We start from the raw sequence: 24003 nt of genomic DNA, 5'->3' as shown, positions 1-24003 counted from the left end.
CAATTCTTCCGGTTCCCGGTCCGGGATGAACGATTTTATACCCAATCCCGATCGTACTACGGTCGCTGAAGCCGGGGAGATCGTATATACCCTGAAGATCCCTACAGATATTGTCAGTTTTTTTGAAGAGACCGGAACCGGGTTTGATCCGGGGTTTACCTGTCCTCTTGAAAAGATACCCAGGTATGAAAATCCGGAACATATGGCTCTTTTACTGGGCGTTCTGGGTGTTGATCTCAGTTACTGTACCCTGTTTGAAAGGATCCATGAAACAGCAGAATACTATCGTCATATTGAATTGCTGGCAGGGAAACTGGATCTGCCCAGGGAAATCTTTGAAGATTCCCCCGGAGTGCAGAGAGCCTACCTGGAAAATCCCGATTCCCTGAAGAATCAGATTTTTGAAATTTACAGGGAGATGGACGCGCACTTTAAGGAGAAGAACCAGTTATCACTTGCCTCCCTGGCGCTGATGGGAGGATGGTTGGAAACCATGTATATCGGTGTGAAAATCTATCAGGACAAATCCGTTATAGAGATGGGCGACCGGATCCTTCAGCAGAAATATTCCCTGAGCAGCCTGTCCGGAATTCTTTCCAATCAACAGGAATCCTTAATGATCAGACGCTATATGCATACGGTTAATAAGCTGAAAGAAGTCTATGAGCAGGTCGATATCCGGTATGAACCCGAAAGCTTTGAATTGGATAGTAGCCAGCAGAGCTTCCATGCAAGCCTGGCAGAGATTATTTATCAACCTGAAGCGCTGGAAGAAATCTGTAAGATCGTCCTGCAATTACGTGAGGAAATCCTCCCCATGGTGCATCACTAAATACTGCAAACTAGGCTAGGATACCAGGACCTTTCCGGTCATCTCCTCTGGCTTTTTCACTCCCATGATATGCAAGAGTGTTGGAGCCACATCGGCCAGGATCCCTTCATCCACTTTGGAATAATCGTCTGTGACCATGATACAGGGTACCGGGTTCAGAGAGTGAGCCGTATTGGGCGATCCATCCTCGTTCACTGCGTGATCGGCATTTCCATGATCGGCAATGATCATCACATCGTACCCCTTTCCCCTGGCTGTTTCCACCACTTCACCCACACACTGATCCACGGTTTTAATGGCTTTTTCGATGGAGGCGTATACACCGGTATGCCCGACCATATCTCCATTGGCAAAATTCAGACAGATAAAATCGGGGCCGTTCTCACGGATATCCTTGATCACTGCATCCTTCACCTCGAAGGCACTCATTTCAGGCTGCAGATCGTAGGTGGCCACCTTGGGAGAAGGCACCAGTATCCGGCTTTCATTCTGAAATACGGCCTCTCTTCCTCCGGAAAAGAAAAAGGTGACATGGGCATACTTCTCCGTTTCAGCAATTCGCAACTGCTTCAATCCGGCCGCCGAAACCACTTCTCCCATGGTTTTACTTACATTATCTTTATCATAAATCACATGCAGGCCCTTAAAGGTGGCATCATAAGGCGTCATAGTACAGTAGTGCAGAGGGATGGTGTGCATATTGTACTCCGGAATATTCCTCTGGGTAAGAGCAATGGTCAGCTCCCTGGCCCGGTCGTTGCGGAAATTGAAAAAGACCACCACATCTCCCTCCTGAATGGTTCCAAGGGCTTTGCTCTTATCATCTACAACTACAATGGGCTTCACAAACTCATCGGTAACTCCCTGATCATAAGATTCCTGGAGGGCTTTCCGTACATCGCTTGCTGCCCTTCCCTTTCCATGTACCAGCAAGTCATAGGCCTCCCTGATCCTTTCCCAGCGGTTATCCCTGTCCATGGCATAGAACCTCCCAACAAAAGAAGCCACCTTGCCGTTAGAAGCAGCCAGGTGATTGACCAGTTCATCCATATAAGCTTTTCCGCTCTGGGGATCGGTATCACGTCCGTCTCCAAAAGCATGTACAAAAACATCCCTGATTCCAAACTCACCGGTCATATCACACAGCTTGTAAAGATGCCGGTTCAGCGAATGTACCCCACCATCGGAGAGCAGTCCCAGGAAATGAACCTGTTTCTGATGGTCCCGGGCATAACTGAATGCTTCAACCAGAACAGGATTCTCACTGATGGAGCCATCCTTCACCGCCCTGTTGATCTTCACCAGGTCCTGATAGACCACCCGACCAGCACCGATATTGAGGTGTCCCACCTCCGAATTACCCATCTGCCCATCGGGCAATCCTACATTCTCCCCTGAAGCATAAAGCTTTGAAGAAGGGTACTCCTTCTGAAGCCTGTCCATATTGGGAGTGGGTACGTGGCTGATCACATCGGCTTTATCTCCTTTACCAATACCCCAGCCATCAAGGATCATCAAAAGGGTCTTTTTGTTGCTCATATCTTAAACTCTTATTTCCAGTTTGACACATTTCCGGAGTATCTGCTTGTCCGGAGCTGATAATTAGCGCACAAAGATAGTTGATTTTACTCTTTTCCCACCATTAACCAAGTACAGAGCTAGCTCAAAAGCACTATTTGCAGCCTATAATATTCCATAATAATTAATAACTTGGACTCCGGACAAAAGCATGAAAAATACAAAATATATACTCATTGGAGTAGCGGTATTGCTAATTATAGGGCATATCTCAGTTACTGATTTCAGGGATTTAAGCTGGTCGAATAACTCCGGAAGCTATCTGGGTATTATTGCAATGATACTTCTGGTAATCAGCATTGTTCTTTCTCTTTTGGAAAAGAAAAAGTAAGGTTGGTCCCAGGTTTTATGTAATTTCTGAATAAAGATGTTAAAGAAACTCTTCGGATTCTTGCTCCTGGCCGGAGTGCTTTGCAGCCAGGCATCGGGACATTCCGGAAAACCCAAATTTCAACTCATTATTGACACAGACGGAGCCCTTGATGACATGAGGGCAATTTCCATGTTTCTGTCTGCCAACGATATAAGGGTTCTGGCCATCACCTGCTCACAGGGCACTCTGTTGCCGGATTCGGTGTATATAAAAGTCCATGCTTTGCTATCTGTATTTCATCACGAAGGAATCCCGGTGGGCATTAGCGACGGGCTTGCAGCTGAATCGCCTGCCTGGAGATCCTTTGCCGAAAACATCCGTTGGGCGAATTCAGCGAGTATTCCGGATCCATCCCGGAAAGAATCCTCCATGGATATTTTGGAAAACACGATGGGATATTCCAGGGAAAAAATTACGCTGATTGCTCTGGGATCACTGAAAACATATGCCGACTGGCTCAAAGCCAATCCACATGACAGAGAAAAAATTGAACGCATCATCTGGTACAACACTCCCCGGATGAAAGACGGATATAATTATAGCATTGACCCTGAAAGTTTCGAATATATCAGGCAGAGCGGAATCCCCCTGGAAGTGGTATCCGGTAAGAGGAACGATTTGTTAGTCAATGACAATTACCTAAAACATCTGCAATCACTGCCATCCGTATATGCAGATCAGATTGTGGCGGTACACTCTAAGGCGCCGGTGGAGGAAAGAATCAGGAACAAACATTTAAAACTTTGGGACGATCTGGTCCCCCTCTATCTGACCACCCCTGTAATGTTTGAAACCAGGGTCGAAAATAACATCAGATTTGCCACCATCAATCAGACCCTGCCCCCGGAATTTGTTTATGAGACTATTGCAAGTCTCTTGATGTCGGCAGCATACACCAATAACCGGGTATTTAGTGCCTTCCCGCTTGATTCAACTTTATATAAAACAGAATATGCAAGCATTCTTCATGAAACGCTCCGTAAATATGGGATGAAAGAATGGAAGGCAATCAGCATGACAAATGAAATACACGGACATACCGGTATCTATTCTATCATAGGTGCTAAAATGGGTATCCGGGCCATGGAATATTATAATGTGGGGGTAAATAACCTGACAGTGACCACATTCACAGGAAACAATCCACCCATCAGCTGTTTTAATGATGGAATTCAAATCAGCTCCGGAGCTACGATCGGACAGGGATTAATTACAGTTTCAGACTCTGTCTCCTCCATCCCATCGGCCATATTTCGATTCAATGAGCGAAAGGTGCATATCTCCGTTAAGCCTGAAATTGCGGAACAGATGAGAAACGAGATCAACTATGGAGTGGAAACATTCGGACTGCTTACTGAAACATACTGGCTTTATATTGAAAAGCTTGCCATAATATACTGGGCAGGTTTTGACCGTAATGATATATTTGTAATTGAGAATTTATAAAAATTCATATCTCTCATTAAAAATACGCTCCTGCTAATAATTAATACTCTTAACTCTTTAGAAATGAAAACGATCCCCAGGCTACTTATTTACCTTCAGGCACTAGCTCTGACCTTTATTACCAACGGTGCTTTTTCACAAAATGATTCCCGTCCGAACATATTATGGATTACCAGCGAGGACAACAGTCCCCTGCTGGGATGTTACGGGGATAAAAACGCCACCACCCCCAGTCTGGACCAGCTGGCCCGGGAAGGATTTCTCTACACCCGCGCCTATGCCAACTGTCCCGTTTGCGCACCGGCTCGCAATACCATTATCACCGGGGTCTATGCAGCCTCCAATGGCAACGAACATATGCGCAGCACCTACCCCAGTTCAGACCAGGTACAGGCTTATTCCTCCCTGCTTATGCAAGCCGGGTATTATTGCATCAACAATTTAAAAACCGATTACAATACCAGCAGTATTGACCCGGCCAAAGTCTGGGACGAAAGCAGTGCCAAGGCTCATTACAAGAACCGCCCCGACGGGAAACCCTTTTTTGCCATCTTCAACCTGATGGAATCCCATGAGAGCCGGATTTTCCCTCCGGGAGCCATGGCAGGCAGGCCCGGTAAACCGGTCGTTCCCAAACACAATCCGGCGGCCATGGTTTTAGCCCCCTACCATCCCGATATCCCGGAAATGCGGCACGACTGGGCGGTGTATTACGACCAGGTGGAAATCATGGATGCACGCGTCGGCGAATTGCTGCGGGAACTGGAGACCCTGGGAGAAGCGGAAAACACCATTGTATTCTACTATGGCGATCATGGAGGGGTGCTGGCCAGAAGCAAACGTTACATCTATGAAACAGGCACCAGAGTTCCTTTTATTGTCCGCATTCCGGATAAATACAAAGAACTTTTCCCGGCCGGGAATCCGGGGAATCAGGTGGACCGTATGATCAGTTTTGTCGACCTGGCACCTACCCTGATGAGCATCATAGGAGCCGAGATCCCCGATTTTATGCAGGGAGATGCCTTCCTGGGTAAGCAAACAACACCCGAACCCGAATACCTGCACATGACCCGCCAGCGCATGGATGAACGAATCGATATGGCCAGGGCGGTCAGGGACAAAAAATACCGGTATATACGGAACTACATGCCCTTCCGCATTCCCCTGCAGCATCTGGACTTTTTGTTTATGGCTCCCTCCGCCCAGGCCTGGGAAGATGCTTTTTTTGCCGGACAGCTGAATGAGATACAGCGTATTCCCTTTCTTCCCAAAGCAGTTGAAGAACTATATGATACAGAGAACGACCCCTGGGAGGTGAATAACCTGGCCGGTGATCCCGCTTACAAGGAGGTGCTGGAGCGCATGCGTGCAGAAAACAGAGCCTGGATGGAGGAGATCAGGGATGTGGGTCTGATCCCCGAAACCGAATACGAAGCCCTTTCCGGCGAGGCAAGCATGTACGATTATATGCGTTCTGATGCCTGTCCTTTCGATGAACTTCTGGAAGCTGCAGAGAAAGCGACATTTCCGGAAGCCGATATCCCTGCCTATGTAAAATATTTAAAGCATGAACATCCGGCCATACGCTACTGGGGAGCCGTTGGACTTTTGATACACAAGAAGCAAGCCTCACCGGAGACCAGGGCCCTGTTAAAAGCCTCCGGGGACAAATCCTCATCGGTTGCCATTATTACTGCCGAGACTCTGTATGAACTGGGAGAAACTGAAGCTGCTATCGAGGCATATATCCGGATACTTACCGATACCTCCTACGGTATGATGGACCGGAATTTTGCATTGAACAGCATCGACGGCGCCCATATATATGATGAAGCCCTGACCAGGGTGGTCGAGGAATTTCACGAAGCAAATAAGGAGGGGAAAGAGGGTTTTGCCCGCTTCAATGCTTTCGACTGGCTCATGTCTGACTCCCTGTTAAAAAAGTGGGATAAAATCTAAAAACCCGACAGAATCCGGGATTCTGGAAGGAATATATATGTATTTTGACCTTAAATATATACTAGTATAGAATTCACAAAAACTCGCCATGAAAAAATGCACCTTTTATGCCATAGGGATCCTGTTCCTAATGCTTATTTCCTGTTCCACCAAGGTGGAGAAGACAAGCTTCTCCATCGATTATGAGAAGTATACTCTGGAAAACGGACTGGATGTAATCCTGCATACTGATAAGTCGGATCCCATCGTTTCCGTTGCCATTCAGTATCATGTGGGATCGAACCGCGAAAAACCGGGTCGAACCGGATTTGCCCACCTCTTCGAGCACATGATGTTCCAGCAGTCGGAAAACGTGGGCCAGGATCAGTTCTTTAAAAAGATCCAGGCGGCAGGCGGAACCCTGAATGGCGGCACCAATTCGGATGGGACGGTATATTATGAAATTGTCCCTAAAAATGCTCTGGAGAAGGCCCTCTGGATGGAGTCCGACCGAATGGGTTATCTGATCAACACAGTGACCCGGTCTGCATTTGCCAACCAGCAGAATGTGGTTCAAAATGAAAAGCGCCAAATGGTGGATAACAGACCTTATGGACATAACTCCTGGGTTCTGGACAAGAATCTGTACCCCGAGGGCCATCCCTACAGCTGGCAGGTGATCGGAGAGATGGAGAATCTGTTCAATGCCACCGTAAAGGATGTGAAAGAGTTTCATGCCACCTACTATGGTCCCAACAATGCCACTCTGGTGGTGGCGGGAGATATTGACCCGGAAGAAACCAGGACCCTGGTGGAAAAGTATTTCGGTGAAATTCCCGGTGGGCCCTCCATGCAGGATTTGAAGCCTGTGCGGGTCACCCTGAATGAAACGAAGAAACTTTATCACGAAGATAATTTTGCCAAAACTCCCAGGTTTACCATGGCCTGGCCCACTGTAGAGCAGTATACCAAGGATGCCTATGCCCTGAACTTTCTTGCAGAATTGCTGTCCAGCGGAAAGAAAGCACCCATGTACCGGGTGCTGGTTAAAGATAAAAAACTCACTTCCCGTGCTTCCGCTTATAACCGCTCCAGGGAGCTGGCAGGGAGTTTCAGAGTCACCATAAACGCCAATGCAGAAATTAGTCTGGCTGAGGTGGAAGATGCCATTTTTGAATCCCTCGCACTTTTCGAGGAAGAAGGGATCACCGAAAACGACATGGAACGAATCAAGGCCGGCCTGGAGACCGGTTTTTACAACAGCATCAGCTCGGTTCTGGGAAAGGGATTTCAAATGGCCCGTTATAATGAGTACGCCGGGTCACCTTCCTTTATCGAAGAGGACATTGCCAATATCCAGGCCGTCACCATCGAAGATGTCCTGCGTGTTTACGAAACTTATATCAAAGACAAACCTTATGTGGCAACCAGCTTTGTACCCAAAGGCAGTCTGAACCTGATGGCTGAAAACTCCGTAAAGGCTGATGTGGTGGAAGAAAGCATTTCAGATGCCATCGAAGTCTCCCAGGAGGAAACTGAAGAAGAAGAGGTCATTGAAAAAACCCCATCTTCCTTCGACCGATCTGTGGAACCGACCCCGGGTCCCGATCCTGTGGTCGTACCCCCCGCAATATGGAGCGAAAAATTATCCAATGGAATAAAAATCTATGGCATCAATTACAATGAAGTTCCGCTGGTCAGCTACTCCCTGGTCATAAAAGGCGGGCATCTTCTGGACCGGCCCGAGCTATCAGGTACTGCTTCTCTGGTGGCATCCCTGATGACCGAAGGCACTGCCGGTAAAACACCGGAAGAACTGGAAGAGGCCATTGACATGCTGGGCGCCAGGATTAACGTCTATGGAGGTGAACAATCTATTACCATCGATGTAAACACCCTGTCCAGAAACTTTGAAAGCACGGTGGCTCTGGTTGAAGAGATCCTTTTAGAACCCCGCTGGGATGAAGAACAATTTGAACTGGCCAAAAGCAGGGCAATTAATTCCATTAAACGGAACCAGGCAAATCCAGATTACCTGGCCTCAAGAACATTTGCTAAACTCACATTCGGGGAAGATATGCTGCTGGCTATTCCCACCAGTGGAACCATTGAGACCATAGAGGCCATAAGCCTGGAGGATCTGAAGGATTACTATGAGTCCAATTTTAGTCCATCACTGGCTTCGCTGCACGTGGTTGGTGATATTCCCGTATCGGATATCAAGTCTTCATTCGAGGGAATCGCCAGCAGGTGGCCATCTAAAGAAGTGGTGATTCCGGAATTTGAGATTCCGGAAAATCCGGATGCTCCTGTCATCTATTTTGTAGATGTCCCCGGAGCCAAACAATCAGTCATTCAGATCGGGAACCTTGCTTCCACGAGAACAGATCCTGATTACGATGCCATTCAGACTATGAACTATAAGCTGGGGGGCTCTTTCAGCGGATTTCTGAACCTGATCCTCCGGGAAGAGAAGGGATTTACCTACGGGGCCCGCTCAAGTTTCAGAGGAAATAATCTATATGGTTCCTTCCAGGCCAGTTCGAGTGTTCGTTCCAATGCAACCCGGGAATCCATGGAGATCTTTTCTGAGCAGATGAAAAAATACCGGGAGGGGATCTCCCAGGAGGATCTGGACTTTACCAAAGATGCCCTCCTGAAATCCAATGCCCGCCAGTTTGAAAACATGCGTTCGCTGCAGGGCATGCTTGAAGAGATCAGCACCTACAGTCTGCCCTTTGATTACGTCACCAGGCAGCAGGAAGTCACCAGATCCATGTCCCTGGAGCAGCATCACGAACTGGCGCAGAAATATATTCAACCAGACCGCATGTATTATGTGGTGGTTGGAGATGCTGCCACACAGCTGGAGCCTCTAAAATCCCTGGGATTTGGTGATCCTGTCCTGGTGGAAAGATAAAATCAAGGGCCCGGTACCTGAATCGGATTAATGGCAGAGACAGGGTTGTTCTTAAAAACATCCCTGTCTTTTTTAATATGCGGGACTATCTGGCCTGTGCTCCCTGGCGGGATGGTCTAATTTGCAGGGACCGTCCAGCTTAGATCCGGATCCAGCGGGAAGATGGGTCTGCGAACCTGTTGGTAATCGAGTTCTTCCAGATTCTGATTGGCAAATCCGGGGGTCAGAGCCATGATGGCCCTGGGAGCAATATCCCTGAGCCCCTGAAACAGATACCCTTCTTTGACAATAACTATTTTGTAAGAGAGAGGATCAATTCCCACAGCCCGGAAATGAGCAGGATCAGTAAAAGCCCGGTGACTGCTCAGTAAGACAAGAGTAATACCTTCTAACTGTAATACAGCATCGCCCTTTTCGCTGCCCGGCTCGCCTTTGGGAAGACTGATTACGGTCCCCGATATAAAGAGCGGTTTGCTGTATACATAATCGATTTTTCCCCCTACATTCAGCTCCACCTCAGTTCCCACTCCGGCCTTCACACAATGTTCCACCGCCTCTGGGTCCACAATACCCGCCAGAACAGCACTTGATACCCGATGCGCCAGCAAACGCTCTAAAACAAGGGTTCCGTCACCAGCTGCTCCTGCGGTAACATTGTCGCCCGAGTCTGTAATAAACACGGTACTATCCGTCGACTCCAGGGCGAACTGTATAGCCTTATCAATGGTGGCAGTCTCCACATCGAAACGAAGGTTTTCGCGTTGATCCCAAATGCTATTGGCCAGTGCTTCAGCCTGCTTTCGGGCCATTGGCATATACCGGGCATCCTGTGCCACCACCTGCACGCTCATCCCCGCCCTGTGAACATCGGTCCAGGGCATGCCCACAAAAACACTGGCATCCATCAGACCTTCCATCCCGGCTATTTCTGGCAGGCGCTCATAGAAGGTCCTGACCGGTTCCACACTGGTAATACCTTTTTCGCCGGGAATCAATACAGGGATATTGATATGAGCCACCTGAGGCTGGTAGTTATGATGAAGCGCTTCAAGCAGCAGTTTTACAGTACGTAAACGGGTCTCTTCTCCATCAACATGCGGAGCAGTCCGGTAGGCGGAGATAATATTAAGGCCTTCCATAAACTCCGGGGAAATGTTGCCGTGAAGATCAAAACTGGCAGCGACAAGGACGTCCTCCCCAACAATCTCACGGATCCGTTGAATAAAATCGACCTGGGCATCCGGATAGCCCTCCACATGGAGGGCCCCATGCATATCCAGTAAAACGCCATCCACCCTGCCGGCACCCTCGAATCCTTCCAGGATTTCGTCGCGAAAGGCCTCATAGGCCTCCCTGGAAACCACCCCGGACGGTCCGCTGATCGCATGCAGTGTGGGGATCACTTCCACGCCCTCATCCTCCAGGTAGCCGGCCCAGGCCCGGTCTTTTGTCACATCCCCGGACCTCAGGGTGATAAAGTCTTCTTCCTCTGTCAAATAAGGCATAAAACTGTTGGATTCATGCCGGATGCCGGCGGTTAAAATCCGAAATCCGTCTGTCTTTTTCTGCGTACAGCCTAGACCGAAAAAAAGTGCTGCTGCAGTCAGAATTGTTGTACTGGCCAGTCTAAAGTTCATGGAAACCTCCGGTTTTTATAATTAACCAAGATACAAAGGTTTACAGAGCCCGTCAAGCATATCCGTCCCAAAGGATAGTCCCGGATCCGGTGATCTTTAAGAATTGCGTATTTTTATTTCTTTCTGCAAAACCTTGCTGTTTGAAACCAAGCATACAGGCTGGATAAGGGTTCTGCAGTTTATCTTACCCTGTCGGCTCATTTCAGAGGGAATGCAAGGAATGATTATTTTTGCTTTTGTAATCGTTTAAAAACAAATTAAAGCCTATGGCTAGCGATAAAGAATGCCTAAATTCTGCGCTGGATCACATGGAAAACACAGGTGAATTTGCGGGCAAAAAAATGTTCGGATTTCAGCTTAAGAACTGCCTTCTCCTGCTGCTTTTTTCGACAGCTGCAGGGGCCCTGGTTTTACCTGATTGCCCGGCCCAGGAGCTACAGCGGGTATTGATTTACACGGGCGGACATGATTTCGAAAGAGAGACATTCTTTGACATTTTCCAGGACATGCCGGCTACGGACTATCAGGAACTCATCCATCCACAGGCTTCGCCGGTTTTTGATTCTGCGCTGATTGAGCAATTTGACGTCCTTCTTTTTTACGATATGGTCCAGGAAATAAAGGATGCGCAAAAAGCAGCCTTTATCCGAATTCTGGAGAGAGGCAAGGGGTTGGTGTTCTTACATCATTCCCTGGTCTCCTATCAGGATTGGGAAGAATTCGAAAGGATCATTGGGGGACGTTATGTATTAGACGAAGAAAATCAGGATAATTCTACATACCGGCACGATGTAGATGTGCCTGTGACACTGATGGATAAGGATCATCCTGTTACCAGGGGCCTGAAGGATTTTATTATTCACGACGAAGTCTACGGGAATTTCAGGGTGCAGCCGGGCGTGCGTCCCCTTCTAAAAACCACACATCCCGAAAGCGGGGAAATCATCGGATGGACAAACCACTATGGAAATTCCCGGATCGTCTATATCCAGCCGGGGCATGACCACTTCGCTTATGAAAATCCCAATTACCGCCGCCTGTTAAAACAGGCGATTGATTGGGTTCAAAACAAGGAGATTCCAATGATAAAGTACAGTCCGGAATTTGAATTCAGGGATGGGCTGTATCTGAATATGGATAAGGTGCGGACCAATGACCCCCTTCCCCTGGGAAGGATTGTCACTGAACTGAACAATTATAACAGGGACTTCTTCGAGGATATGATCACTAATGAGGAGATTATCCTGTATGATGATTTCGGCGTCTTAACATCCATTAAAACAAAAGATATCTGGGGATATGCGCAGAACGGCCGGCTCTATATCATGCTGGGAGGTAAGTTTCAGAGACTCAATATCGAAGGCAGTATTTCCCATTTCATTGCCTCGGCAACCACCTATGAAAAATCTCCGGATTCACGCCGCGACAGCAGCGCATATTATTCCACCACCCAGGATATCTATCGCTCCTTCCATACAAAACCTTCTTATTTGAATGTCAGCGCAGAAGGGAAGGTATCCCTCTACGATTTTGAGTCCAATAGCCTGGTGGGGTATGATCCTGAGGCTCTGGGGAAACTGCTTCAACGGGATTCCTGCCTGTCTGCAGAATATAACTCTCTGAGAAAAAGAGAAAAGAAAAAGAGGATGGTAGAATTTATCCGCAGATACAATAAGAACCATCCTCTCTATTTTCCGCAATAAGCTCCGGTTTTCAATGCCTCCGGCAGGGAACAGGAAGGTTTTACCTGCTCAGCACCACCGTCTTGGTATATACCTGTTCCTGATTAATGAAGGTGATCATATAATATCCCGAAGAATAAGGGCTCATATCAAAAACACTAATTTGGTTTTCCAGGTTTCGTTCACTGAGAATCCGGCCTGATGAGCTGTATATCCTGACCAGCGTTCCCAGCATAGCTTCCGGAATTTCAATGGTCAGGTGTTCTTGCACAGGAACCGGATACATTTTTATCTGCTGGTCACCGGCCTCTTCTACTCCCACCGCAGCGGTCACAGAAATAGTTATGGTATCAGATCCTTTACAGATGTTTTCATCCACAACTGATACATACACTTCATGCTGACCCATACCCAGGATGGCTCCCGAAAAGGTCTTCAATTGCTTATTGTCGTTATCGTACCACAGGTAGGAGGAAAAACCTGCCCCCGCATCCAGTTGAAGAGAACCGTTCACCGGAAGGCTCTGGTCCCCTCCCAGGTCAACCACCGGATTATCATGCACCACCAGGTAAACAGAATCCTACTGACTGCAATTATTGACCGTGGTGGCCTTTACGATATACCACTGCTCCTCGCTGGCCACGATACTCCGGGAGGTCTCATCTGTGCTCCATAAATAGGTGTAACCCGGTACGGCACTGATCTGTATGCTTTCTCCCTGGCAGTTAATCCCACATCATATACCCCGGTCTCCGAAAAGAAATAGTACAGGACCGTATCGCCGCTTACAGGGAGGCCGTTCACACTCCACAACCGCGAATCAGCATCATAGGACTGGCTTAAGAATTCGAGAGTAGCCGTATCACATACTATTTCCCCGGGACTGAACACCCGGGCAACAGGGAAGCCTATCTTTTCAAGCGTGTCGGTCAACGGAGCGCTCCACAGACCCAGTTCATCCTTAAACTGAAGAGTTACATAGTACTCGCCCTTGCGGTACCGGTACATCTCCAGAGTATCCATAAAAGCAAGGTTCTGAACTGGATCATCCAGGGCCACCTCGGTCATGCTCTCGCCATTGAACCAGTAACGGCAGGCCACGATCCTATTACCGGCAAATACCTGTGTCCCGGACTTACACACTATATACCTGGACAATACCGAACTCCACCTGTGATCCGTATCCTTAAAGCGGTAATGCATGGAGTGTAATCCGTCGTTCAATCCGGAAACATCCAGGTTTGCAAGGAGTGTAAAGTCCCGTTCACCGGAAACAACGCTGCTTCAGTAACGACGGTCATCCATAAACCTGTAGTGGATGGTATGCAGGCCATTGTTCAGGCTGCTGACATCGATGTTTGCCTGATAAAAAAGGTTCTCTGAAGAAACAGGAGTGATGATGCTTCTTGAATTAAAGTCCCTGTCGATCCAGTATTCGCCCCCGGTAATCATAGGCTGGGCCAGAAGGCTGCCGGATAACTGGACCAGAAAAAAGCATACTGCATGGATCCTTTTCATAACTATCGTTCTTGAGCACCCACATGTATTTCAACCGGCAGAATTCCATTCTCCGTCTCTGCTTAATATCTGAAAAACGTATATGGGGATTAAAGGGAACTGCTCCCTCTTTATACGGACTGGTGGTTCCGTAAATTCCAATGTCTGTTCCGTCTGTTCCGGCAGCAATGCCATCACAGTCGGGATGCAGGTGATAATTGGTTTCGTAACTGAAAAGACCGTCACCATCCGAATTGATAAACAGGGTGTCTATGGCATTATAGACAATATTGCCGCTGCCCATGTTTGTACCGCTCACGGGAACTATGTTGAGCCTGAACAGGTTGTTATTTATTTCTGATGCCGTCAGCCCATGATCGTCCCTCACAAAAATATTGTTGCTGACCGACAGGCCTGAACAGGTTCTGAATACTGAATAGCTCCCCAGGTAAAGAAAAACATTGTTCTTAAAAACAGCGTTATCGGTAAAATTGTCTATCCGGCCGTTAATAAGACACTTCTGTAACAGGACATGCTGAACATCACCGCCCAGGATTGACCCCCGGACCACACACTCTCTGAGGTTGATGAAAGTATTCTTCAAATTCCGCGCATTGGCATAACCCAAAAAGACATTGTTAATAGAAGATCTTAAAATGCTGATATTGGAGATGCTGTCATCCATCGATCCTCCGATATAGAGATCGTAATAGAGATTGATCCCTGTAAAGGAGGAGTTATCCGAAACCGGCATAAAACGGATATTGTATCCCGAGATATTTGTAAAAGATGTGGCCGAGGTGGAATCGGGATAGTGTCCCGCTCCAATGATATGAACCTCCTTGTCGATTCTTAATTCAGCTGAAAGCACGATACTGCCTCCGGGCAAATAAATGGTATCGCCCTGTTCCACATGATTGATAATGGTATCTATTTTCGAGGATTCGAAAACCTTATCATTATTTTGAATGACAATGGATAACTGTGCATTGGAGGTAAGCCCAGCTGCCATGGCGATGGCTGAAATCAGTATAATACGTTTCATAATTGTTTTTTTAAAATTGGAATGCAGGTTTAAGTCTGATTGTCAGATATTCATTAACAGGCCGGGAAAGGCTCCTCTGATCAGATTATCTCCCCGGATTAATTCCCGCTAAAAATGAAAATAATAGGACTCTGCGGGGATTGATTCTCCTCGCAGCAAGCTGCGAGGAATCATCGATTAATTGTTTATTTTAAATGTGCTCGCTTACCCCGCAGCAGAGCTACGGGGAATGCGCTTGCGTAATTCAAATCGTAAAAAAAAGAGCTTCAAATCGTAAAATATTGACTAATATTAGCCCCTCATTTACGAACATGCTAAATACCTTTGGTCTATTATCTTCACTCTACATCACCTTATTCGGAGCTCTGTTTTTATGGGCTGCCTCCAGCAGGCTTTACAGGAACAGGTTCTATCTGTCCCTTTTCTTTTAGAACAGCTTCGTCGTTTTCACCGGTCACGTCCTGTCTTTTTATGAATACTGGGAAATTTTCAGATTTCTCGATTTTGCTTTTCTGTCTGCTCTGCTAATGTTTTACCCGCTCTATTTCAGGTATCTTCATAGTGCTTTCGGATATAAAATATTCCCTTTTAAGCGGAGCTTGCATTTTGCCCCAGCCATGATTGTCGGAACAGTCATGCTGGGCTCCTCTTACGGGTGCAGCTGGGAGACCTATCAGGAATACATGAACAACAACTTATACGGTACACCCATGGAAAACTCCCATTCCATTTTACTTTCCTGGTTATATAAGGGTGCCCGGATCATCCATATTGCACAAATCCTCTTGTATAATACAGCCTCCTTCGTTTACATCCTCAGATCCAGGAAGCATATTCAAAACAGTTTTTCCAATCTGGATAAATTCCAGCTGCATTACTTCTACCTGGTTAATATTGTTTTCCTGATATTTATGGCCGTTCCGGGCATCTATGTGACCATCATTGGTCGTGCTCCGTTTACGGAAAATAGTCATTTGCTGGGAATCGTAACTTTTCTCTTTACCTTCCTGTATGTTATTCTGGGAATGGTGGGTCTGAGACAGAAAGCTTTTACTGTCTCTGCATATCAAAAAAATGAAACGTTTAACCTCTTAGAGGAGTCCGGAGAAAGTGACCACCGGTTTTAAATCTGAGCTCTTAAAGTACTTTGAACAACATGCTCCCTGGCGGGATCCCAACCTCAATATTTGGAATGTTTCAACAGCGCTGGCAAGCAACAGAACCTATGTTTCTCATACGATCAATAAAGAGTTTAAATGCAACTTTAACGCATTTGTAAATAATTACCGGATCGAGAGGGCCAAAAGGCTTATCGAGGATAATAAGAATTTAGCCGGCTCCATGGATAGTATTGCAGAAATGGCGGGATTTGGATCTACATCTTCATTTGTCCGGGTATTCAAAGACAATACAGGTACCACTCCTTCAAAGTATAAATATTTACATTAGCCTCTATGAATGGATAGGCTTGCTCGAATACTTTTAAAAATATATCTTTCTTAGCGAATCGAAGCCATCAGTTTTAACATATGAGAAATCCCTTTCTCTATATTCATAAATAAGATATTTCAGTCCAATTTGTAGAAATGTTTCAAAAAGCATGATAAAGTTCATTATAAAGATAAGCGAGGTAAAAACGATCCGGGAGATAAATGGATACTGGACCAGTGATGATTACCTTAATCTTCTGGAAGAGTTTGAGTATCCGGATGCTCAATATTCAGAATCTTCCGAACTGCGCGAGCTGTTAGAAATGGTAATCAGTGAATTCGAACCACACGAATCGGCAGAGATTTTGCTAAAATATAAGTTAAAGGAAGAATTGAGCCCTGGCCAAATCGAAAATCTTTCTTATGAAATGTCAGAGGATAACGAGGCCGAAGAATATCCCGATATTGAGCTTCATTACCCTTTGTTCAACATAAACCAGATCTTATATAAATCTTATAACGGAATATTTCCAAATTCCAAAGCCACTAAAATTGACTTTGAGCTGAAGCTGCTGGGGGGAGAAAACAAAACTGTTACGAAAGAACTGGTTTTAAAAGCATTCGGCAAAGGCTTAAGCGATACAACCCTTATTTTTAGATTATTTGAGGATCAAATAAACGGGGAGGAAGCTTTCCCTGAAGCGGAAAAAATAATTTGGGAATTACATAATCATGGTCAGCACAAATACACCCTGATCACTTCCGACTACTGGTTGAATGAAGAAGATTTAATGGATTACAATTTTACGGGCACCATTCAAATCAGCTGAAAAGTTCCTCTTACATGATTACACCTGGCGAATGCAAAAGGAATCGGTCCTGTTAAATAAGCTGCGGACACTGAAAAATGCCGCCTGGAATCTGCCGGTAAAGAACCACCGGAGTTACCTGTTTGCCAGGAAATATGCGGCCAAAACCAAGGATCTCATTGACGAAGGATTCCGGGCCCTGGGAGAAGAGGCAGGGGAGACCGAACAAATGGCGCGCTCTTTCTTCAGATTACTAAAAGCTAAACTGGATCTGAATAAAAGGAAAACCCCACCCTCCGAAGAGGAGGTGAGGGCAGCCATCGAACAGCTGAAGGATGTGGGTCGTTTCTCTATCTTCACCACCCTGGTCATCCTGCCCGGCGGGGTAATTTCTTTGGTCGGACTGGAATTGCTGGCACGAAAGTTTGGGATTAAAAGTTTTAATCTGATCCCATCTTCCTTCCGAAAACGTCGAAAACCAAATCTTCCTGCGAACCCGGAGCAATAAAATGCTCTGTTTACGAGGCCCTTCGGCCTTCCATCATGGCTTCTATTTCCTGGTACGTGACTTCAGGATTGGCCCCGTTTTTTGAGGCAACAATAGAGCCAACAGCACAGGCAAAGTCAATGGCATCCTGAGGGGAATTTCCATTCAGAAGCTGACTGACGACAGAAGCAAGGAAGGAATCACCGGCACCTACAGTATCAGCTACTTTTACCTTATATCCGGGATTATAGTAATAAGCATCGTGGTAAAAAAGGACTGCTCCGTCCTTACCTAAAGTGACGCAAATTTCCTGAGCCCCGGTCTGTTCAGAAATAAAGCTGATGCCTGCCTCCAGCGATCGGTCGACAAATCCCAGGTGGGCACAAGCTTCATAAAGTTCTTCGTCATTGAACTTCACGAAATCTGCCTGTTTCATCAAGGCTACAATTCCTTCCGGAGTGTAATGGGGCGGGCGAAGGTTCACATCAAAAACCTTGTATCCGGCATAAGCCAGCAAAGCATACAGGGTAGCCCTGGAAGTATTGTTGCGAGCCACGAGGCTTCCGTAAATAAAGGCGTCGCAGCCTCTAACGGCTTCTATATCACGCTCAAGCAGTAAGATATGATCCCAGGCACAGGGTTTTCTGATTTCGTAAGATGCCGTTCCATGTTCATCAAGTTCGATCAGGACCTCACTGGTGGCATATTCCTCGCTATACTGAATATGCTCCAGGCTACCACCATGAGCCTTCATCGTCTCGGCGAGTTCATCACCGAGACTGTCCCTGCCTATGCTGCTGATCATTGAGGCCCGGTTACCAAAGGATTGTGCCCGAAGGGAAACATTCAGTGGAGCTCCTCCCAGTTTCTTTCCGGTGGGTAAAAAATCCCATAATACCTCCCCAAAACAAATGACCTTTTTCATGCAGATTTCTATTTATGCAGATCCGAAAAGATAGCTAATTTTTTTGGACTGGTTTTTGCATTCCGGCCCTATCTTTACAGCATGCAGGAAGAACTTGACTACAGGCACATCGAAAGGGCCATTCATTTTATTGGGGAGCAGCGGAACACTCAGCCCTCCCTGGAAGAGATCGCCGCCCATATAAACATGAGCCCTTACCATTTCCAGCGTCTTTTTACCCGGTGGGCCGGGATTTCCCCCAAGAAATTTCTTCAGTTCCTCACGCTTCAGTACGCGAAGGAGCAACTCAGACAGAATTTCTCCCTGTCTCAAATAGCCTTTGAAGCGGGTCTTTCCGGAACCAGCCGGCTTTATGATCTCTTTGTCAAACTGGAGGGAATTACTCCCGGGCAGTACAAACGTTCGGGCAAAGGGATCACCATCTATTACGGATTCCACCAGGGCCCTTTTGGGAAATTTATCCTGGCCATCACCTCCGGTGGGCAAATCTGTGCCCTGGAGTTTACAGAAGAGGAAGAGGAAGCGGTCCGGACCTTACATCGTCAATGGAGTGAATCGGAACTCCGCTTCGATCTGGCTTACACTGCCCCTCTGGCCAAACGGCTCTTTTCAAATAAGCCCTTAAAAGCTTTCCGGCTCCTGGTGAAAGGAACCCCTTTTCAACTCAAGGTCTGGGAAGCGCTGTTGAAAATCCCCTTCGGTAAGCTGGTCTCCTACCAGGCTGTTTCAGAACATATCCATAATCCCGGGGGAATTCAGGCTACAGGCGGAGCCATTGCGAAAAATCCCATTGCCTTCCTGATTCCCTGTCACCGGGTGGTCCGAAAAACCGGGGAGATCCATGCTTACCGGTGGGGCGTGGATAGAAAATCGGCCCTGATCGGATGGGAAGCAGCTCACAAAGAGCAGCATTAAAATTTGTTTGCATTCACGGTTTTTCTTCATAGTTTTAGGCCACTACTAACCTAAAACCAGCACCCACATGAGTGGCTTCTTCGGAGCAATTGCCAAAAAGGATTGTGTCTACGATGTATTTTATGGAACGGATTACCACTCTCACCTGGGGACCAAAAGGGCCGGGATGGTCTTCTATGACGAAACGGAGGGTTTCCGAAGATCGATTCACAGCCTGGAGGACGGATATTTCAGGACAAAGTTCGAGCCCGACCTGGCAAAATTCAAGGGCAGCAAGGGCCTGGGAATTATCAGTGATACGGACCCGCAGCCCATCATGTTCAATTCATATATGGGACGCTTCGCCATCGCATCAGTCAGCCGCCTGGTAAATATTGATGAGCTTGAAGATTATTTCCTTCAAAACAAGGGACATTTTACAGAGAACTTTCAGGGGAACGTAAATCCCACCGAGGTGGCGGCCAACCTGGTTTGCGAAGAGAATGATTTCGTGGCAGGTATAGAAAATGTTCATAACAGGGTCCAGGGATCCTGTACCCTGGTGATTCTCACACCGGACCGGATTATTGCTGCAAGAGATAAGCTTGGCAGGACAACAGCTATTATCGGGAAAAAAGATGGAGCCTTTGCCGTAGCATCGGAGACCTGCGCCTTCCCCAATACCGGGTATGAAATTGAATATTACCTGGGTCCGGGCGAAATAGTGGAAATTACTGCCGAGGGCTACCGGACCCTGAAGCCGGCAGGCGAAAAGATGCAGATTTGTTCCTTTCTCTGGGTGTATTACGGCTATCCCCCCTCTTACTACGAAGGAATCAACGTAGATGAAGTGCGGTACCGCTGTGGAGAAGCCCTGGCAAAAAGAGATCCGGTGAAACCCGATTTTGTCTGCGGGGTTCCCGATTCGGGAGTTGGTCATGCCATTGGTTACGGGAACTGCAATGGCGTCCCCTACAAAAGAGCCTACTCCAAGTATACCCCCACCTGGCCCAGGAGTTTTATGCCCCAGAACCAGGATATGCGGGATCTGGTTGCCAGGATGAAGCTGATTCCCAACAAAGCAATGATTGAAGGGAAATGCATGGTATTCCTCGATGACTCTATCGTCAGAGGGACCCAGCTGAAGGATAACACCATTGATTTGCGTCGGGCCGGAGCTAAAGAGGTTCATATGCGGATTGCCTGTCCCCCGCTTACTTTCTCCTGCAATTTCCTGAATTTTTCTCAATCGCGGTCCATCCTGGAACTGGCCACCAGAAAGGCTATCAAACAGCTGGAGGGCGATGAAGAGGTTCACCTGGAGGAGTATGCCGATCCGGGTTCTGAAAAATACAAGAATATGGTGGAGCAGATCGCTAAGAACCTGGGAATTGATTCTCTCATCTACCAGGAACTGGGGGATCTGATAGAGGCCATCGGGCTTCCAAAAGAGAAGCTTTGTACCCACTGCTGGGACGGAAGCAGCTATTACTAGCGACTCTGTTTTTCATTAAGATTCATTATCTTGTAGGGAACTGAAAATACTGAACCATGGTCCCCACACGCACTTTTGATCTGCTGGAAAGATTTATCACCAGTTTTCCCGGAAAAAATGCTCTGTCTGAAAAAATTGAAGGCAAATGGAAATTCTACACTTCGGAGGACTACAACCAGATATCTCACCAGTTTGCCCTTGGATTGCTGGAGTTGGGGTTCAAGAAGGGTGATAAAATTATGACGGTAACCAACAACCGGCCACAGTGGAATTTTGTGGATATGGGTATGTCCATGGCAGGGGTGATCCATGTACCGGTTTACACTTCCATGAACGCCGAAGAGTACGGGTTTATCATGGAGCACAGCGATGCCCGGATGGTGATCGTATCCGATCGGAAATTATATGAGATCATTGAGCCTGAAGCAAAAAAGATTAAGGAGGTGGAGTATCTGTTTACCTTCGATACCATCGGGGGTGCTTCACACTGGAGTGAGGTCCTAAAAAAAGGACAGCGTGCTTCCTCAAAAACCAGGGAGCAACTGGAAAACATCAAATATTCGATTCTTCCCGGTGATCTCGTATCTATCATTTACACCTCGGGGACCACGGGTCGTTCCAAAGGAGTGATGCTTAGCCATCTTAACCTGGTTAGTAATTTCCTGGCTGCGGCAGACGTATTCCGGCTCGATGAAAATGACCGTTACCTGGCCATTATCCCCACCTGCCATGTAGGGGGCAGACTGGGCAATTATCAGACCCAGTATTCGGGAGCCTGTATTTATTATGCCGAAAATATGGGGACCATTGCTGCCAATTTGAAGGAGATCCAGGCCACCGGTTTTGATGCTGTCCCCAGGATTCTGGAAAAGATCTACGACAATGTCATTGCCAAAGGGAGAAGTCTCAGCGGAATTAAAAAACGGATTTTCTTCTGGGCAGTGAAACTGGGTTTGCAATATGAACCTTTTGGGAAGAAAAGCTGGCTCTACTACCAGAAGCTAAAGATTGCCGATAAAATGATCTTCAGCAAATGGCGTGAGGCCCTGGGCGGTTCTGCCAGACTGGTGGGATGCGGAGGGGCAGCACTTCAGGCAAGGCTGGAGCGCATCTTCTGGGCCAGTGGATTGAAAATTATCAACATGTACGGCCTTACCGAAACCTCTCCCATTATCACCATCAACCGGAATGAAAAGGGAAGGTGCAAACTGGGCTCGGTAGGGACCGTGATCGATGGAGTGGAACTTAAAATAGCAGACGATGGAGAAATCCTTTGCAAAGGCGACTGTGTCATGCAGGGATATTACAAGGATGAAGAGCAGACCCGGAGTGTATTTGACGAAGAGGGCTGGTTCCATACAGGTGATGTGGGGCACCTGGAAGAGGGAAAATTCCTGATGGTCACCGACCGGAAGAAGGAGATCTTTAAATTATCCAGTGGAAAGTTTGTGGCTCCGCAACCCATTGAGAACCGGTTCAAAGAATCTGCCTTTATCGACCAGGTGATGGTCGTGGGAGAACACGAGAAATTTGCCAGCGCTCTGGTGGTTCCCGACTTCAATTACCTGAAGGAGTGGTGTGCGAACAACGACATTAAAAACGGGAAAAAGCGTGAAGAGCTGATTGTTATGCCGGAGGTAATCACCATTATGAACCAGGAGATCGAAAGAATCAACCGGGGCCTGATGGATTGGGAAAGGATCAAAAGATTTCGTATGGTACACGAAGAGTGGTCACCCGCTACCGGCGAGCTTTCCGCCAGTCTGAAACTTAAGCGCAAGGTGGTGGCTGACCGCTACAACAAACTTCTGCAATCTATCTATAGCAAAGCCTCATGACAATTAAGGAGGTTAAGGACCGGAAGTCCGTAAAGGCATTTCTGGAGGTGCCCAGGATCATTTACCGGAACGACGAAAACTGGGTATGTCCATTCGATAAAGAGATTGATTCGATCTTCGATCCAAAGCTTAATGTCTATTACGGACATGGTGAAGCGGCACGGTGGCTGCTTTACGACGACAGACAGCAATTGATCGGCCGGGTTGCCGCATTTATAGACCGCAACAGTTGTGATAAGCATGACCAGCCAACCGGGGGCCTGGGATTCTTCGAATGTATCCATAATCAGGAGGCCGCCAACTTGCTCTATGATACAGCCAGAGAATGGCTCAGGGAGAGGGGCATGGAGGCCATGGACGGACCCGTAAATTTCGGGGAGACCGATAAGTACTGGGGCTTACTGGTGGATGGCTTCACACACCCTTCATACGAAATTGCCTATAATCCTCCCTATTACCAGGAACTGTTTGAAAACTATGGTTTTAAGACCTATTTCCGGCAGGAAGGATTTCATCTGGACGTAACAAAACCCCTGCCCCCCAGATTTGAACGGATTGCCCGGCGGGTTGCTTCAAATCCCGAGTATGATTTCCAGCATTTCAAATGGAAAGAGGCCGACCGTTATATTCAGGATTTTGTAACGGTTTTTAACGAAGCCTGGGCCTCCTTCAAGGAGAATTTTGAACCCCTGGAGGTCTCCTATATCAAAAAAACCCTGAAAAAGGCGAAAGCTATTATTGACGAAGAGTTTATTTGGATTGCCTACAGCAGTGGCAAGCCCATTGCTATTTATCTGATGTACCCCGATGTAAACCTGATCCTGAAACACCTCAATGGCAGGCTCCACCCGGGTGCCATGCTGAAGTTTCTCTACCTGAAAAGAAAAAAGACCATGACCCGGGCACGCGGAGTGCTTATGGGAGTGATCCCGGCTTTCCAGAGCCGGGGTATTGAAGCCGGTATAATCCTCAAGCTGGTGAGGGTATTTGAGAAAAAACCGCACTACACGGAGATTGAGTTCTCCTGGGTGGGTGATTTTAATCCCAAGATGCGAAAGATCTTCATATCCGTGGGTTGCAAATCGGTGAAACATTACATTACCTACCGCTACCTGTTTGACCGGAACGCAGAATTCCACAGGTATCCCATACCGGGCGATGAAACATGAAATAG

General features: G+C 47.2%; 18 protein-coding genes. 12 read left to right on the top strand and 6 right to left on the bottom strand.

Annotated elements, in window-relative coordinates; translation table 11 throughout:
- The first annotated feature begins 25 nt into the window (after positions 1 to 25).
- Positions 26 to 832: a hypothetical protein gene (locus tag P1P86_01590; GenBank protein MDF1573870.1), complete on the top strand. Its 807-nt coding sequence runs from the start codon at positions 26 to 28 to the stop codon at positions 830 to 832.
- 15 nt (positions 833 to 847) lie between these two features.
- On the opposite strand, the gene gpmI is transcribed toward P1P86_01590, so the two are convergent.
- Positions 848 to 2371, bottom strand: coding sequence for a 2,3-bisphosphoglycerate-independent phosphoglycerate mutase (gene gpmI, locus P1P86_01585; GenBank protein ID MDF1573869.1), 1524 nt, complete (start codon positions 2369 to 2371; stop codon positions 848 to 850).
- Between the two features lie 406 nt (positions 2372 to 2777).
- Here gpmI and P1P86_01580 point away from each other — a divergent pair, with 406 nt between their 5' ends.
- From P1P86_01580 to P1P86_01570, 3 genes are all read left to right on the top strand, one after another.
- Entirely contained in the window at positions 2778 to 4229 is a 1452-nt protein-coding gene (locus P1P86_01580; protein ID MDF1573868.1) for a nucleoside hydrolase, read from the top strand.
- A gap of 63 nt (positions 4230 to 4292) precedes the next feature.
- Positions 4293 to 6191, top strand: a complete 1899-nt coding sequence (locus P1P86_01575; protein MDF1573867.1) for a sulfatase — start codon at positions 4293 to 4295, stop codon at positions 6189 to 6191.
- A gap of 88 nt (positions 6192 to 6279) precedes the next feature.
- Positions 6280 to 9090 (top strand): pitrilysin family protein, encoded by a 2811-nt coding sequence (locus P1P86_01570; protein MDF1573866.1) that lies wholly within the window; start codon positions 6280 to 6282, stop codon positions 9088 to 9090.
- Positions 9091 to 9206: 116 nt separating this feature from the next.
- Here P1P86_01570 and P1P86_01565 read toward each other — a convergent pair whose 3' ends face one another.
- On the bottom strand, positions 9207 to 10727 hold the full coding sequence (locus tag P1P86_01565) for a M81 family metallopeptidase (GenBank protein MDF1573865.1): 1521 nt from the start codon (positions 10725 to 10727) through the stop codon (positions 9207 to 9209).
- 266 nt (positions 10728 to 10993) lie between these two features.
- On the opposite strand from P1P86_01565, the gene P1P86_01560 reads away from it, so the two are divergent.
- Positions 10994 to 12430, top strand: coding sequence for a ThuA domain-containing protein (locus P1P86_01560; GenBank protein ID MDF1573864.1), 1437 nt, complete (start codon positions 10994 to 10996; stop codon positions 12428 to 12430).
- 40 nt (positions 12431 to 12470) lie between these two features.
- Here P1P86_01560 and P1P86_01555 read toward each other — a convergent pair whose 3' ends face one another.
- From P1P86_01555 to P1P86_01545, 3 genes are all read right to left on the bottom strand, one after another.
- Complete coding sequence (locus P1P86_01555) at positions 12471 to 12971, bottom strand: T9SS type A sorting domain-containing protein (protein ID MDF1573863.1); 501 nt, start codon at positions 12969 to 12971, stop codon at positions 12471 to 12473.
- A 50-nt stretch (positions 12972 to 13021) separates the two neighbouring features.
- Positions 13022 to 13633, bottom strand: a complete 612-nt coding sequence (locus tag P1P86_01550; protein MDF1573862.1) for a hypothetical protein — start codon at positions 13631 to 13633, stop codon at positions 13022 to 13024.
- 187 nt (positions 13634 to 13820) lie between these two features.
- Entirely contained in the window at positions 13821 to 14951 is a 1131-nt protein-coding gene (locus tag P1P86_01545) for a hypothetical protein (GenBank protein MDF1573861.1), read from the bottom strand.
- Between the two features lie 617 nt (positions 14952 to 15568).
- Here P1P86_01545 and P1P86_01540 point away from each other — a divergent pair.
- The 3 genes from P1P86_01540 (at position 15569) to P1P86_01530 (ending at position 17698) form a co-directional block, all read left to right on the top strand.
- Positions 15569 to 16078: a hypothetical protein gene (locus P1P86_01540; protein ID MDF1573860.1), complete on the top strand. Its 510-nt coding sequence runs from the start codon at positions 15569 to 15571 to the stop codon at positions 16076 to 16078.
- 626 nt (positions 16079 to 16704) lie between these two features.
- The gene (locus tag P1P86_01535) at positions 16705 to 17211 is read left to right on the top strand and encodes a hypothetical protein (GenBank protein MDF1573859.1); all 507 of its coding nucleotides are present in this window, start codon (positions 16705 to 16707) and stop codon (positions 17209 to 17211) included.
- 31 nt (positions 17212 to 17242) lie between these two features.
- Entirely contained in the window at positions 17243 to 17698 is a 456-nt protein-coding gene (locus tag P1P86_01530) for a hypothetical protein (protein MDF1573858.1), read from the top strand.
- 10 nt (positions 17699 to 17708) lie between these two features.
- Here P1P86_01530 and P1P86_01525 read toward each other — a convergent pair whose 3' ends face one another.
- Entirely contained in the window at positions 17709 to 18602 is an 894-nt protein-coding gene (locus P1P86_01525) for a carbohydrate kinase (protein MDF1573857.1), read from the bottom strand.
- A gap of 81 nt (positions 18603 to 18683) precedes the next feature.
- Between P1P86_01525 and P1P86_01520 the strand changes: the two genes are divergently transcribed.
- From P1P86_01520 to P1P86_01505, 4 genes are all read left to right on the top strand, one after another.
- Positions 18684 to 19517, top strand: coding sequence for a methylated-DNA--[protein]-cysteine S-methyltransferase (locus tag P1P86_01520; GenBank protein ID MDF1573856.1), 834 nt, complete (start codon positions 18684 to 18686; stop codon positions 19515 to 19517).
- 67 nt (positions 19518 to 19584) lie between these two features.
- Positions 19585 to 20991, top strand: coding sequence for an amidophosphoribosyltransferase (locus P1P86_01515; GenBank protein ID MDF1573855.1), 1407 nt, complete (start codon positions 19585 to 19587; stop codon positions 20989 to 20991).
- A gap of 56 nt (positions 20992 to 21047) precedes the next feature.
- Positions 21048 to 22829, top strand: coding sequence for a long-chain fatty acid--CoA ligase (locus P1P86_01510; GenBank protein ID MDF1573854.1), 1782 nt, complete (start codon positions 21048 to 21050; stop codon positions 22827 to 22829).
- Entirely contained in the window at positions 22826 to 23998 is a 1173-nt protein-coding gene (locus P1P86_01505) for a hypothetical protein (GenBank protein MDF1573853.1), read from the top strand. The genes P1P86_01510 and P1P86_01505 overlap by 4 nt, the downstream gene beginning before the upstream one ends.
- Positions 23999 to 24003: the final 5 nt, after the last annotated feature.

The organism is Bacteroidales bacterium (assembly GCA_029210725.1).
In the GTDB taxonomy this organism is placed as follows: Bacteria; Bacteroidota; Bacteroidia; order Bacteroidales.
The sequence above is the reverse complement of the archived record's forward strand: the minus strand, read 5'-3'. Positions and strand labels throughout refer to the sequence as shown.

Excerpts from the sequence above, each read along its gene's own strand:
- P1P86_01505 (MDF1573853.1), top strand. The coding sequence starts at position 22,826 with ATGACAATTAAGGAGGTTAAGGACCGGAAGTCCGTAAAGGCATTTCTG.
- P1P86_01590 (MDF1573870.1), top strand. The coding sequence starts at position 26 with ATGAACGATTTTATACCCAATCCCGATCGTACTACGGTCGCTGAAGCC.
- P1P86_01565 (MDF1573865.1), bottom strand. The coding sequence starts at position 10,727 with ATGAACTTTAGACTGGCCAGTACAACAATTCTGACTGCAGCAGCACTT.
- P1P86_01575 (MDF1573867.1), top strand. The coding sequence starts at position 4,293 with ATGAAAACGATCCCCAGGCTACTTATTTACCTTCAGGCACTAGCTCTG.
- P1P86_01540 (MDF1573860.1), top strand. The coding sequence starts at position 15,569 with ATGATTGTCGGAACAGTCATGCTGGGCTCCTCTTACGGGTGCAGCTGG.
- P1P86_01510 (MDF1573854.1), top strand. The coding sequence starts at position 21,048 with ATGGTCCCCACACGCACTTTTGATCTGCTGGAAAGATTTATCACCAGT.
- P1P86_01545 (MDF1573861.1), bottom strand. The coding sequence starts at position 14,951 with ATGAAACGTATTATACTGATTTCAGCCATCGCCATGGCAGCTGGGCTT.
- P1P86_01560 (MDF1573864.1), top strand. The coding sequence starts at position 10,994 with ATGGCTAGCGATAAAGAATGCCTAAATTCTGCGCTGGATCACATGGAA.
- P1P86_01535 (MDF1573859.1), top strand. The coding sequence starts at position 16,705 with ATGGTAATCAGTGAATTCGAACCACACGAATCGGCAGAGATTTTGCTA.
- P1P86_01520 (MDF1573856.1), top strand. The coding sequence starts at position 18,684 with ATGCAGGAAGAACTTGACTACAGGCACATCGAAAGGGCCATTCATTTT.
- P1P86_01580 (MDF1573868.1), top strand. The coding sequence starts at position 2,778 with ATGTTAAAGAAACTCTTCGGATTCTTGCTCCTGGCCGGAGTGCTTTGC.
- gpmI (MDF1573869.1), bottom strand. The coding sequence starts at position 2,371 with ATGAGCAACAAAAAGACCCTTTTGATGATCCTTGATGGCTGGGGTATT.
- P1P86_01570 (MDF1573866.1), top strand. The coding sequence starts at position 6,280 with ATGAAAAAATGCACCTTTTATGCCATAGGGATCCTGTTCCTAATGCTT.
- P1P86_01525 (MDF1573857.1), bottom strand. The coding sequence starts at position 18,602 with ATGAAAAAGGTCATTTGTTTTGGGGAGGTATTATGGGATTTTTTACCC.
- P1P86_01530 (MDF1573858.1), top strand. The coding sequence starts at position 17,243 with ATGCAAAAGGAATCGGTCCTGTTAAATAAGCTGCGGACACTGAAAAAT.
- P1P86_01515 (MDF1573855.1), top strand. The coding sequence starts at position 19,585 with ATGAGTGGCTTCTTCGGAGCAATTGCCAAAAAGGATTGTGTCTACGAT.